The 13,255-nt window shown below is 55.4% G+C and carries 9 protein-coding genes and 4 tRNA genes; 6 read left to right on the top strand and 7 right to left on the bottom strand.

Going from position 1 to position 13,255, the window contains the following annotated elements; genetic code table 11:
* Positions 1 to 28 precede the first annotated feature (28 nt).
* Positions 29 to 505, bottom strand: a complete 477-nt coding sequence (locus tag RUESEDTHA_RS13150) for a fasciclin domain-containing protein (protein ID WP_170485513.1) — start codon at positions 503 to 505, stop codon at positions 29 to 31.
* Between the two features lie 71 nt (positions 506 to 576).
* Positions 577 to 1,428, bottom strand: a complete 852-nt coding sequence (locus RUESEDTHA_RS13155; protein WP_180887271.1) for a class I SAM-dependent methyltransferase — start codon at positions 1,426 to 1,428, stop codon at positions 577 to 579.
* Between the two features lie 141 nt (positions 1,429 to 1,569).
* Between RUESEDTHA_RS13155 and RUESEDTHA_RS13160 the strand changes: the two genes are divergently transcribed.
* The 4 genes from RUESEDTHA_RS13160 (at position 1,570) to mmsB (ending at position 5,880) form a co-directional block, all read left to right on the top strand.
* Positions 1,570 to 2,685 (top strand): carboxylate-amine ligase, encoded by a 1,116-nt coding sequence (locus RUESEDTHA_RS13160; protein ID WP_180887272.1) that lies wholly within the window; start codon positions 1,570 to 1,572, stop codon positions 2,683 to 2,685.
* A gap of 128 nt (positions 2,686 to 2,813) precedes the next feature.
* Positions 2,814 to 3,956, top strand: coding sequence for an acyl-CoA dehydrogenase family protein (locus RUESEDTHA_RS13165; RefSeq protein ID WP_180887273.1), 1,143 nt, complete (start codon positions 2,814 to 2,816; stop codon positions 3,954 to 3,956).
* A 7-nt stretch (positions 3,957 to 3,963) separates the two neighbouring features.
* The gene (locus RUESEDTHA_RS13170) at positions 3,964 to 5,004 is read left to right on the top strand and encodes an enoyl-CoA hydratase/isomerase family protein (RefSeq protein WP_180887274.1); all 1,041 of its coding nucleotides are present in this window, start codon (positions 3,964 to 3,966) and stop codon (positions 5,002 to 5,004) included.
* Positions 5,005 to 5,007: 3 nt separating this feature from the next.
* Positions 5,008 to 5,880, top strand: a complete 873-nt coding sequence (mmsB, locus tag RUESEDTHA_RS13175; protein ID WP_180887275.1) for a 3-hydroxyisobutyrate dehydrogenase — start codon at positions 5,008 to 5,010, stop codon at positions 5,878 to 5,880.
* A 75-nt stretch (positions 5,881 to 5,955) separates the two neighbouring features.
* Here mmsB and uvrA read toward each other — a convergent pair whose 3' ends face one another.
* The 4 genes from uvrA to RUESEDTHA_RS13195 all read right to left on the bottom strand — a co-directional run bounded on the left by uvrA (position 5,956) and on the right by RUESEDTHA_RS13195 (position 9,312).
* Positions 5,956 to 8,814, bottom strand: a complete 2,859-nt coding sequence (gene uvrA, locus RUESEDTHA_RS13180) for an excinuclease ABC subunit UvrA (protein WP_180887276.1) — start codon at positions 8,812 to 8,814, stop codon at positions 5,956 to 5,958.
* 177 nt (positions 8,815 to 8,991) lie between these two features.
* A tRNA-Asp gene (locus RUESEDTHA_RS13185) sits at positions 8,992 to 9,068 on the bottom strand.
* A 45-nt stretch (positions 9,069 to 9,113) separates the two neighbouring features.
* Positions 9,114 to 9,190, bottom strand: a tRNA-Asp gene (locus RUESEDTHA_RS13190).
* A 45-nt stretch (positions 9,191 to 9,235) separates the two neighbouring features.
* A tRNA-Asp gene (locus RUESEDTHA_RS13195) sits at positions 9,236 to 9,312 on the bottom strand.
* Between the two features lie 326 nt (positions 9,313 to 9,638).
* Between RUESEDTHA_RS13195 and RUESEDTHA_RS13200 the strand changes: the two genes are divergently transcribed.
* Positions 9,639 to 10,376 (top strand): porin, encoded by a 738-nt coding sequence (locus tag RUESEDTHA_RS13200; RefSeq protein ID WP_180887277.1) that lies wholly within the window; start codon positions 9,639 to 9,641, stop codon positions 10,374 to 10,376.
* 121 nt (positions 10,377 to 10,497) lie between these two features.
* Positions 10,498 to 10,572: transfer RNA gene (locus tag RUESEDTHA_RS13205), tRNA-Val, on the top strand.
* Between the two features lie 101 nt (positions 10,573 to 10,673).
* Here RUESEDTHA_RS13205 and lon read toward each other — a convergent pair.
* On the bottom strand, positions 10,674 to 13,082 hold the full coding sequence (gene lon, locus RUESEDTHA_RS13210; RefSeq protein WP_180887278.1) for an endopeptidase La: 2,409 nt from the start codon (positions 13,080 to 13,082) through the stop codon (positions 10,674 to 10,676).
* Between the last annotated feature and the right edge of the window lie 173 nt (positions 13,083 to 13,255).

Below are 13,255 nucleotides of genomic sequence, written 5' to 3' on the forward strand. Positions count from 1 at the left end.
CCGGGGCTTTTTTTGAACTGATGGGTGATTATTCAGGCAGGATCACTGCGTCCACAACATGAATGACGCCGTTGCTTGCTTCGATGTCGGCTTGCACGACTTCCGCACCATTCACTTTGACGCCGTTCTTGGCATTCACGCTCAGGCGATCACCCTGAACGGTCAGAACCTTGGCACGTTTCCCGGCAATATCACCCGACATCACCTTGGCCGGAACAACATGGTAAGTCAGAATCTCGACAAGTTGATCCTTGTTTTCAGGCAGCAACAAGGTTTCCACAGTGCCTTCGGGCAGAGCGGCAAAGGCTTCGTCGGTCGGCGCGAAAACCGTGTAAGGTCCGTTACCTTTCAGCGTATCGACGAGACCGGCAGCTTGAACGGCTGCGACCAGCGTATTGAATGACCCAGCAGAAACTGCAGTGTCCACGATGTCAGCGGCCTGAGCCTTTACTGGCAGTGTCAGTGCGATTGCGGCGGCTGCGCCCATGAAAGTGCGGCGGAACATGGCTGTTAACTCCTCTCCAGCGTTGTATGGAAAGGGGTACGCGCCTTTGCGGAAGCCGGATCACAATGAGGTCAATTTTCTTTTATCTGCACCCAGATACTTTGCGCCCGACCGTCCTTTAGGAAAGACAGGGCTTCCACCGCATCCGGACGATCTTGTTGCAGGTAGTATCCCGGCCAAAGCATTGAAAAGGCGTCAGATTGCAACAGGGCGTGCAGCATATACTGTTCGCCCCAACCCGGACAATCATAGAAGAAACGCTTGGGATATTCGTAAGGCAGAAAAACATCGTGCACGTGGATGACGACGCCGGGTTTCAGGTTCGGAATGATCCGACAGAACAAATGCGCGACGTCATTACTCATGCGGACAACATGGCTGGAGTCGATGAACAAAACATCACCGGATTCAAGCTGATCGAATACCGATGGATCGACATCTTCCAGCCGTTTTTGCTCGAACTGATCCACCACATGCGCGATATCTGCACGCGGAAACGGGTCGATCGCCGTGATCTGCGTATCCAGCCCTGCGTCAATGATCGCCTGACGCGTAACACGTGTCGAATTCCCGCACCCGACTTCGATCACCCGCTTGGGCTGAAACCTTCGGATCATCAGATACAGAGCGTCTGCGTCGGGGCTGTCGTAATATCCGTTTCCGACGCGATACCCAGTCTGATTGCGTGCGGGGTCTTTCAAAGCCTCCAGCGCGGCCGCGTGCTGACGGTATTCTTCGACCAATTGGGAAATGTCGAACGCCTCCATCCCGGGTGAAAGCGCATAAGCCGGGCGGGTCAGCCCCCCTGCCCGTTCAAACGCTTCTAATCGGGCGCGTTCCTCGCGCTCGGTCACCTTGTCGATCAGCTTTACTCCAAACCGGTCAAGCACCGCGTTCAGCCGAAGGAATTTCCTAGGTTTCAATCGAAGACTCCGGGTTTGGATTTCATTTCCTCCCGTCCTTACATTTGGAGGCAGGCAGTCCGCAAGCGCCGCGCGGGTAAACACTTGGCAAAAATCCAAATTCCGTATTCACTGGTCCGATAATCAACCACGAGGGCCGCCATGCAGCAGGAATTCACACTGGGCATCGAGGAAGAGTATCTGCTGGTTGACCGCGACAGTCTTGAACTTGCCGAAGCGCCCGAAGCCCTGATGGAGGCGTGTCAGGCAGATTTCAAAGGGCAAGTCAGCCCGGAATTCCTGCAGTGTCAGATCGAGGTCGGCACCCGACCTCACACCACCATAAGCTCTGCCCGTGAAGACTTGAAGCGGCTGCGTAGCTGCGTTGCAAGTCGTGCCGCAGATTACAATCTGGCGCCGATTGCTGTGTCTTGTCATCCTTTTGCGGATTGGAAGAAACAGCATCACACACGAAAAGATCGGTATGATGCCCTGCACCACGCGCTGGGCGGTGTGGCACGGCGTATGCTCATCTGTGGAATGCACGTACATGTTGGCGTAGAAGACCCGGCTTTGCGGGCTGACCTGATGCCTCAGTTGTCATACTTTCTGCCGCACCTTTTGGCCCTGTCCACCTCTTCGCCCTATTGGAACGGCGAGGATACCGGTCTGTCATCCTATCGGCTGACCGTTTTCGATAACCTACCCCGTACGGGCCTGCCGCCAGTACTGGCAAGCTGGGCGGACTATGAACGGACGACCGGGATACTGGTGGAACTGGGGGTCATCGAGGACACCTCGAAAATCTGGTGGGATTTACGACCGTCCCATCGTTTTCCAACGCTCGAGACCCGGATAATGGACGTTCAGCCGCGCTTGGAACACGCCTTATCTCTGGCCGCGATGGTGCAAGCCCTGACGCGTATGCTGTGCCGATTAAAGGATCGTAACCTGCGGTGGCGTCAATACGACCGTTTTCTCATTGGAGAAAACCGATGGCGTGCGCAGCGTTACGGCGTTGGTGAGGGGATGATAGATTTTGGCGATCGCTCCATCAAACCGATGCCCGAACTCATGGGGGAGCTGATGGGATTGCTTGCCGAAGACGCAGAGGCCTTGGGGACCATGACGGAACTGGCCCGCCTTCAGCAAATCGCCCAGAACGGGACATCGGCCACCCGCCAACGCCGTGTTTACGCCGAATCTACAGCCCGGGACGAAGATCCCGGAAAAGCCGTCGTCAAACACCTGATCGAGGAATACCACGCGGATCTCTGACTGGGAATTCGGTGGCTTAATCCCGAAACGCCGTTACCCCGCTGGGGAATTGCTGACCGTGAAAAATTTCTGTAAGAATTCGGAAATAAACACTTGTTCAATTCATCCGACGGCGTGGGAGGCAAGCCATGGATTTCGCAATGACCGAAGAGCAAACAGCGATCTTCGATATGGCCTATGATTTTGGCCAGGAAAACATCGCCCCTTACGCGCGCCAGTGGGAGGCCGACGGAACGATCCCCAAGGACCTGTGGCCCCGGATCGGCGAACTGGGGTTCGGAGCGCTATATGTTTCAGAAGACGGTGGTGGATCGGGCCTCAGCCGATTGGACGCCACCTTGGTTTTCGAGGCGCTGTCCATGGCCTGCCCCTCAGTCGCGGCCTTTTTGTCGATCCACAACATGTGCGCCAAGATGCTGGACAACTTTGCCAGCGACGAGTTGAAGTCGCGCATCATGCCAGAGGTTCTAAGCCTGAACACCGTGCTCAGCTATTGCCTGACAGAACCGGGTTCGGGCTCGGACGCCGCGGCGCTCAAGACCCGGGCGGCGCGCACGAACGAAGGCTACACTCTGAACGGAACCAAAGCTTTCATCTCGGGCGGTGGCTATTCCGACGCCTATGTCTGCATGGTTCGCACGGGCGAGGACGGACCAAAGGGCATTTCGACCGTTTACGTCGAAGACGGAACGCCCGGCCTTAGCTTTGGTGCGCTGGAACAAAAGATGGGATGGAAAAGCCAACCCACCGCGCAGGTTCAGTTTGACGATTGCAAGATTCCAGCTGGGAACCTTGTCGGTGCCGAAGGTGACGGGTTCAAATATGCCATGATGGGGCTGGATGGTGGACGCCTGAATATTGCCTCATGTTCTCTGGGCGCAGCACAGACCGGGTTGAACATGACCTTGCAATATATGTCTGAACGCAAGGCCTTTGGGCAATCTATTGACCAATTTCAGGCCCTACAATTCCGCCTTGCCGATATGGAGATTGAACTGCAAGCCGCCCGCACGTTCCTGCGTCAGGCCGCGTGGAAGCTGGATCAAGGCGCGCCCGACGCGACAAAATTCTGCGCCATGGCAAAGAAATTCGTAACAGAAACCGGGTCAAAAGTCGTGGACCAATGTCTGCAGCTTCATGGCGGTTATGGTTATCTTGCTGACTACGGAATCGAAAAGCTTGTCCGCGACCTGCGGGTTCATCAGATTCTGGAAGGCACAAACGAGATCATGCGCGTCATCGTTTCGCGTCAAATGCTGGCTCAACGCTGAGGACCGAATGTCAGACATCGAAATCCGCACCGAAGGCCGCGCCGGGCGCATTACGTTGACCCGGCCGCAGGCGCTTAATGCACTCAGCTACGACATGTGCATGGCCATTGACACTGCGATGCGAAATTGGCGCGAAGATGACACCGTCGATCTGGTCATTTTGGACGCCGTCGGAGAAAAGGCATTCTGTGCAGGCGGTGATATTGCCGAATTGTATGAGACCGGCACAAAGGGCGATTTCGACTATGGACGAACGTTCTGGCGAGATGAATACCAGCTTAACGCGCTGATCTTTGAATACCCGAAGCCAGTGGTAAGCTTTCTGCAAGGCTTCACGATGGGTGGCGGGGTCGGTGTTGGATGCCACGGCAGCCATAGAATTGTTTGCGAATCCAGCCAGATCGCGTTGCCTGAATGCGGCATAGGTCTAATCCCTGACGTTGGAAGCTCGCTTATGTTGGCGTTGGCACCGGGTCGTCTGGGCGAATATCTGGGAACGACCGGCTACCGCATGGGGCCCGGCGACGCAATTTATGCGGGGTTCGCGGATACTTTCATCCCTTCGTCCCAATGGCCCGACATCATACAGCTTTTGGAAGCGTCCGGCGACGTTGAACATCTGGCGAACCATGCGCAGACACCACCGGACAGTAGCTTGACCATAGCTCAAGCTGAGATCGACACTGGTTTCGGGGGTGAAGTCCTGGCCGATATTCTGAACACTCTACACCATTCAGAGGATGAGTTTTCAGCAAACGCCCTGAAGATGATGAAACGTAGCTCACCTTTGTCGATGGCTTGTACCATTGAAATGCTGCACCGCTTGCGTAGTTCAAACCTGTCGATCCGCAAAGCACTTGAGCATGAATATCGCTTTACCTTCCGCGCAATGGAGAGCGGTGATTTTCTGGAAGGTATTCGCGCCCAGATCATCGATAAAGACCGCAACCCGTGCTGGCGCCACAAGGATCAAACTGTTCCGGCTGTGGAGGTATCGAACATGCTTCGGCCGCTCGGTGCGAACACCCTGACATTCGAAGAGGAGTAACGGATGAAAATCGGATTTATTGGTCTTGGGAATATGGGAAATCCGATGGCGGCCAATTTGGCGAAAGCTGGTCATGCCGTAACCGGATTCGATACCGCGAATGTAAGCGTTCCGGGTGTCGAAATGGCCAGTTCCAGCGCGGGCGCGGCTTCGGGTGCTGAAATCCTGATTACGATGCTACCCAACGGTCAAATCCTGCGCGCCGTCGCCGAAGACATCATTCCATCCATGTCCGAAGGATCAGTTTGGATTGATTGTTCAACCGTCGACGTAGACAGCGCCCGCGCCGTCGCATCACAGGCTGCCGAGGCCGGAATCTTGGCCGTTGACGCCCCGGTCTCGGGCGGTATCGGCGGGGCCGCTGCAGGAACATTGACGTTCATGGCGGGCGGCAGCGATGCAGCCTTTGCAAAGGCCGCGCCATTGTTTGACATCATGGGCCAAAAAGCAGTCCATTGCGGCGAATCCGGGGCCGGGCAAGCTGCGAAGATCTGCAACAACATGATCCTTGGCGTTACCATGATCGCAACATGCGAAGCATTCGCCCTAGCTGACAAGTTGGGGCTGGACCGACAAAAAATGTTCGACGTGGTCAGCACCTCGTCTGGTTATAGCTGGACAATGAACGCCTATTGTCCTGCTCCGGGTGTAGGCCCGGCTAGCCCTGCAGACAATGACTACCAGCCCGGCTTCGCGGCAGAGCTGATGTTGAAAGACCTGCGCCTTAGCCAACAGGCCGCCAAAAGCTCGAATGCGGACACGCCGATGGGACAAGTCGCAACTTCACTGTACGAACGTTTTGTTGAGGCCGAAGATGGTTTAGGCAAGGATTTCTCGGCCATGCTACCACGCTTCGAAAAGCGGGGGCGGGAATAACACAACTCCTCTGTTTAACTGGCCAAAAAGTATCCTGAAGCGCGAGGCAGAGCCTTGCACAATCTACGCCGATGCTTATTCCGCCGCAACACGCGCGTTGTCCAGCATCGGTTTCAGATACCGCCCGGTGTGGCTGCGTTCGACCGTAGCCACCTCCTCGGGAGTGCCAGTGGCAACAATTTCACCGCCCCCGTCACCGCCTTCGGGGCCAATATCAATTATGTGATCCGCCGTCTTCACGACATCCAGATTATGTTCGATGACGACCACAGTGTTACCCTGCTCCACCAGTTCATGAAGCACTTCGAGCAGCTTGCGCACGTCTTCGAAATGCAGGCCCGTCGTCGGTTCGTCCAGAATATAAAGTGTCCGACCGGTTGAGCGTTTCGACAACTCTTTTGACAGTTTTACCCGCTGCGCTTCGCCGCCAGATAGTGTGGTTGCCTGTTGGCCAACCTTGATATAGCCCAACCCGACGCGGGCCAATGCGTCCATCTTGTCTCGGATCGAGGGCACGGCCTTAAAGAACTCTTGCGCATCTTCTACTGTCATATCAAGGACATCTGCGATGGACTTACCCTTGAATTTAATCTCAAGCGTCTCGCGGTTGTAGCGCGCTCCTTTGCAGGTTTCACAGGTGACATAGACATCGGGCAGAAAGTGCATCTCAATCTTGATGACGCCATCGCCCTGACAGGCTTCGCACCGGCCACCCTTGACGTTAAAGCTGAAGCGACCGGGCTTATAGCCGCGTGCCTTGGCCTCGGGCAAACCGGCAAACCAGTCGCGGATTGGGGTGAAGGCCCCGGTGTAAGTCGCTGGATTCGAACGCGGAGTCCGTCCGATGGGCCGTTGGTCGATGTCGATGACCTTGTCCAGATGTTCTAGCCCCTTGATCGTCTCGCAGGGCGCTGGTGTCTGTCGCGCTCCGTTCAACCGCATCGAGGCCGTTTTGAACAATGTCTCAATCGTCAGGGTGGACTTGCCGCCGCCCGAAACTCCGGTCACACAAACGAACTTGCCTAACGGGAATTCCGCCGTGACATTTTTGAGATTGTTTCCCGTAGCTTTGACAACGGTGACTTTCTTCTTGTTGCCCTTGCGGCGCTTTGCGGGAACCGAAATTTCTCGCGTTCCGGCCAGATACTGACCCGTCATCGAGGCCGCGTCCGCCGCAATTTCCGATGGCGTGCCCTGACTTACAACCTGTCCACCATGCACACCGGCGCCGGGGCCGATGTCGAATACATAATCAGCCTCGCGGATGGCTTCTTCATCATGCTCGACAACAATGACGGTGTTGCCTTGATCCCGAAGGTTTTTCAAAGTTCCCAGCAACCGATCATTGTCACGCTGGTGCAAGCCAATTGAGGGTTCGTCCAAGACATAAAGCACCCCTGTCAGACCTGACCCGATCTGGCTGGCCAACCGGATGCGCTGACTTTCCCCACCCGAAAGCGTTCCACTTGAGCGCGACAGCGTAAGGTATTCCAATCCCACGTTATTCAGAAACCCAAGGCGTTCGCGAATTTCCTTTAGAATGGCCCGCGCGATCTCATTCTTCTGAACGCTCAGGTGATTTGGCGCATCCTCGACCCACGCCAGGGCCTCACGGATCGACATCTGAACCACCTGCCCTACATGCAGACCCGCGATCTTAACCGCCAGAGCTTCGGGCCGCAGACGGTAGCCTTCGCAGGTCCCGCACGGCCGGGTGTTCTGATACCTCTCGAATTCTTCACGGATCCATGCGCTGTCGGTTTCACGATAGCGGCGCTCCATGTTCGGGATCACACCTTCAAAGCTGCGTGTCACCTGATAGACGCGCCCGCCCTCGTCATAGCGGAACTGGATTTCTTCATCGCCCGAGCCGCGCAAGAACACCTGTTGAACGTTCTTGGGTAGGTCTTTCCACGGGGTATTTTTGTCGAACTCATAATGCCGCGCGATGGCTTCGATCGTCTGCAGAAAGTATGGGGATTTTCCTTTGCGCCACGGAGCCAGCGCCCCGTCATACAGCTTGAGCGTTTGGTCCGGCACCACAAGGCGCTCGTCAAAGAACAGTTCAACACCCAACCCGTCGCAATCCGGACATGCTCCGAAGGGCGCGTTGAAGGAAAACAAGCGGGGTTCGATCTCGGGGATGGTGAACCCACTGACCGGGCAGGCAAAGTTTTCGCTAAAGGTGATGCGCTCGGGGTCGCCCTCACGCGGAGCAGTTTCCAAGATCGCAATCCCGTCTGCCAAATCCAGCGCTGTGCGCAAGCTGTCAGCAAGCCGCGTTTCCATTCCTTCACGCACGACAAGGCGGTCAACCACCACGTCAATGTCATGCCGAAACTTTTTGTCCAAAGTCGGCGGCTCATCCAATTCGTAGAACTCTCCGTCCACCTTGACGCGCTGAAAGCCCTGTTTGCGAAGTTCAAGGAACTCTTTTTTATATTCGCCTTTCCGGTCCCGCACGATCGGAGCCAGAAGGTATCCGCGTGTGCCCTCCTCCATGGACATGATACGGTCGACCATATCCTGAACCTGCTGTGCTTCGATCGGCAGGCCCGTTGCGGGGCTGTACGGCGTTCCAGCACGCGCAAACAAAAGGCGCATATAGTCGTAAATTTCGGTCACCGTTCCTACGGTCGATCGCGGATTCTTGGAGGTCGTCTTCTGTTCGATGGAAATCGCCGGGGAAAGACCGCTGATGTGATCCACATCCGGCTTTTCCATCATGTCCAAAAACTGACGGGCATAGGCAGAAAGGCTTTCCACATAGCGGCGCTGGCCTTCGGCGTAGATGGTGTCGAACGCCAAGGATGACTTGCCCGAGCCGGATAGCCCGGTGATCACCACAAGCTGATCCCGAGGGATATCTACATCAATACTTTTGAGGTTATGTTCACGCGCACCGCGCACCTCGATATTCTTCAGCTCAGCCATATTCGGCCCCCAACACACAAGTGTCCTAGAAATAGGCGAGCCGCACTGAGTCTCCAACAGAAAAAATAGAACAAAGTGTGAACTGTCGGAATATCGCCCATCCCTGCTGACACATACTGACGTACTGCCGCCACGTGACGGCTGATGCATGGAAAATATGCATGTTTTGAGGAAAAGTGGCGCGGTTGACGGGGCTCGAACCCGCGACCCCCGGCGTGACAGGCCGGTACTCTAACCAACTGAGCTACAACCGCGCACTTATTTTCATGGCCTTTACCCTGGACCAAGGTTGGCAGCGATGGCGCGGTTGACGGGGCTCGAACCCGCGACCCCCGGCGTGACAGGCCGGTACTCTAACCAACTGAGCTACAACCGCGCACTTATTTTCATGGCCTTTACCCTGGACCAAGGTTGGCAGCGATGGCGCGGTTGACGGGGCTCGAACCCGCGACCCCCGGCGTGACAGGCCGGTACTCTAACCAACTGAGCTACAACCGCCCGCTGCCCGTTCGTTGCTGAACGTTGGGGTGTATTATGGCTAGGCTCGGACATCGTCAAGCGGCGTTTTGAAGATTTTTCCGAATTCCAAAAAAATCTTGGCCCTCAGGTCAGCGCGCCTACCAAGTTTCGTAGTAAACATTGATATTTAACGACAGCGCGAAGTCCTTAATCGAACTTCACCCTATAGGTGTGTCCAGCCCGCAACATCGTTACGAATTCAAATCGACTCAGTACACATTCCAGACCGACGTGACTAGAGCAGCGCCCACCGGAAGAGTCTCAATCAGACGCTACCGAAAACAAGAAAAAGACGGAGCAGAAGAATGAAAAATTTATTCATTATCAGCGCACTATCGGCAACAATTGCCGCAAGCCATGCCAGCGCGGTCGAAGTGACCGGTGGCTATCTGGATTTGGGTTACAGAACTTTCACAAACAGCGATCTGGGCGATGTATTTAACCTGAATGGATCTGGCGAGCTGGCATTCAACCGTGCATTCAGCGCGCAGTTGGACCTGGGTGGCTACCGCTTTCAGGATCTGGGTGAAAACGCGACAAACTGGACGCTGCACGCAAACTGGCACACCAGCAAGAACGCCTCATTCGGTGCGTTTTATGGGCAGGAAAGCGTCGATTCTCTTGATGTGGAATTCTACGGTCTGGAAACTGGCTTCGACGCAGGCCCAGCCGAGGTTGAAGGCTATATCGCTCGTCAACAGTTGAGCGATTTTTCAGATATGGACGGCAATATGTTCGGTGTATCGGTTACCGCTGACCTGAACGACAAATGGGAATTCACAGCCAGCTATGATCTGGTGAATGACGTTGTCGGCGTGTTGGATTTCGATCTGTTCGCACTTGGCGCGAATTACGCAGCCAGTGACAACGCCGAGGTCTACGGGATTCTCGGAGTTGCTCATATCTCCTCACCTATTGTTTCGGGTAACACGAACGAAGCATATATCGGTGTCGGGGTACGGATGAGTTTCGGCAACGAACGCGGAACCACATTCGGACGCCGTGGAGTGTTTGACAAGCTTCCCGGCCTGCCTGGCCTGTAAAGACCAAAGCCCCGAAGATTACCTTCGGGGCTTTTCTTTGCGTGCCATATCAAACGACGCACCAAATCTCATTTGGCCCCTCTTGCAGACGTCAATGACTCGCTGTAAGACGCCGCCTTACGGGTGATTAGCTCAGTGGTAGAGCGCTTCGTTCACATCGAAGATGTCAGGAGTTCAAATCTCTTATCACCCACCACCTACCCTTTTTCAGGATCGAGAATTGACCTTTGGCCGCGGTGTCCAGAGAAAAGAAAAAGGGCGAGGTCGAAACCCCGCCCAATCCATTAAGATCAAAGCTTAGTGCGTCGTTGCAGACGCACCTGAACTATCCTTCGACTTGGCCGCCGCTGCTGCTGCTTCTTCTGCGGCTTCGTCCCATTCGATCGGCTCAGGCTCGCGCACTAGCGCTTGTTTCAGAACTTCGGACACGTGGGTTACGGGAATGATTTCCAGCCCGTCTTTCACATTGTCCGGAATATCCGCCAGATCTTTCTCATTCTCTTCCGGGATCAGGACCGTCTTGATGCCACCGCGCAGGGCCGCCAGCAGCTTTTCTTTCAGCCCCCCAATCGGCATTGCGTTACCGCGCAGCGACACTTCGCCCGTCATGGCGATGTCTTTGCGCACCGGAATACCGGTCAGCACCGACACGATCGACGTAACCATTGCCAAACCGGCAGAGGGCCCATCCTTGGGCGTCGCGCCGTCCGGCACGTGGACGTGGATATCAAGCGTGTCGAATTTTGGCGGCTTGACCCCGATCTGAGGCGAAATTGAACGAACATAAGACGAAGCGGCGTCGATCGACTCTTTCATCACATCGCCCAACTTACCCGTGGTCTTCATGCGACCTTTGCCCGGCAGTTTCAGCGCCTCGATATGCAGCAGATCGCCACCAACCGACGTCCAGGCCAGACCAGTTACCACACCAACCTGATCGTCCTGTTCGGCCAGACCATAACGGAACTTGGGCACGCCAAGAAAATCATCCAGATTTTCGGGCGTCACCGTAACCGATTCAGCCTCTTTCTTGATGATCTTGGTCAGCGACTTCCGGGCAACCTTGGCGATTTCACGTTCAAGGTTCCGCACTCCCGCCTCGCGGGTATAGGTGCGGATGATCGACTGCAACGCCTCATCGGTCAGTTCGAATTCCTTGGCCTTCAGACCATGGTTCTTGACCTGCTTGCTGATCAGGTGCTGTTTCGCGATCTCGGACTTCTCTTCCTCGGTATAGCCAGCCAGCGGAATGATCTCCATCCGGTCCAGCAAAGGCCCAGGCATATTATAGCTGTTCGAGGTGGTCAGGAACATCACGTTGGACAGGTCATATTCGACCTCAAGATAGTGGTCCATGAACGTGCTGTTTTGTTCCGGGTCCAACACTTCCAGCATCGCCGAAGCCGGGTCGCCACGGAAATCCTGCCCCATCTTGTCGATTTCATCGAGCAAGATCAGCGGGTTCGTGGTTTTTGCCTTCTTCAGCGCCTGAATGATCTTACCGGGCATCGAGCCAATGTAAGTCCGGCGGTGCCCACGAATCTCGGATTCGTCGCGCACACCACCCAGCGAGATCCGAATGAACTCGCGTCCCGTAGCTTTGGCAACCGACTTACCAAGCGAGGTTTTACCCACACCCGGAGGGCCAACAAGGCACAGGATCGGGCCCTTCAGCTTTTTCGAACGCTGCTGAACCGCCAGATACTCGACGATCCGTTCCTTGACCTTCTCAAGCCCATAGTGATCAGCATCCAGAATATCCTGTGCGCGGCCCAAGTCCTTTTTGACGCGGGATTTGGTGCCCCACGGCAGAGACAAGATCCAGTCCAGATAATTCCGCACGACTGTGGCCTCAGCCGACATGGGCGACATATTCTTGAGCTTCTTCAGCTCACCTTCGGCCTTTTCGCGCGCTTCTTTCGACAGCTTAGTCTCGGCGATTTTGGCTTCCAGTTCAGCAACTTCGTTGCTGCCGTCCTCACCGTCGCCCAACTCCTTCTGAATGGCCTTCATCTGCTCATTCAGGTAGTACTCGCGCTGGGTCTTCTCCATCTGGGATTTCACGCGGGTCTTGATCTTTTTCTCGACCTGCAGAACCGACATTTCGCCCTGCATCAGGCCATAGACTTTCTCAAGCCGCTCGCTGACGCTGAGGGTTTCCAGCAACTCCTGCTTCTGTTCAACCTCGATGCCCAAATGACCCGACACAAGGTCAGCCAGCTTCGCCGGCTCGGCAGTTTCACCTACCGCGGTAAGGGCCTCCTCGGGGATGTTCTTGCGTACCTTGGCGTAACGCTCAAACTCGTCCGCGACGGTGCGCAGCAACGCTTCGGTTGTGGTCACGTCACCGGGAATTTCGGTCAGGTATTCCGCGCGGGCTTCAAAGAACTCGTCATTTGTCAGGAATTCGTTGATCTGAACACGCGCCTGCCCTTCAACCAGCACTTTTACAGTACCGTCAGGCAGTTTCAGAAGCTGCAGAACATTCGCCAAAACACCTGAGCGATAGATACCGTCTTCGGAAGGGTCATCATCGCTTGGGTCGATCTGGCTGGACAGCAGAATCTGCTTGTCGTCCTGCATCACTTCTTCCAGTGCGCGGACGGATTTTTCCCGACCCACGAACAGCGGCACGATCATGTGTGGAAACACCACGATGTCGCGCAGCGGAAGTACTGGGTACGAGGAATTCAGAGGCTCTTGCATGCTCAATCCTTATCATTGGCAAGACGGCACCGGTCCCTCATCGAGGCAACGCCTGACCGTCTCCTGTTTGGACGATTAAGGTGGGGCTTCAGCGCCCGTTTTCAACCTCACCGTCATTTGTCTCAATCAGAATGACCTGAGGTTTTTCGGACTGCAAGGCGTCGCGCTAATAT

The organism is Ruegeria sp. THAF57 (assembly GCF_903914075.1).
In the GTDB taxonomy this organism is placed as follows: domain Bacteria; phylum Pseudomonadota; class Alphaproteobacteria; order Rhodobacterales; family Rhodobacteraceae; genus Ruegeria.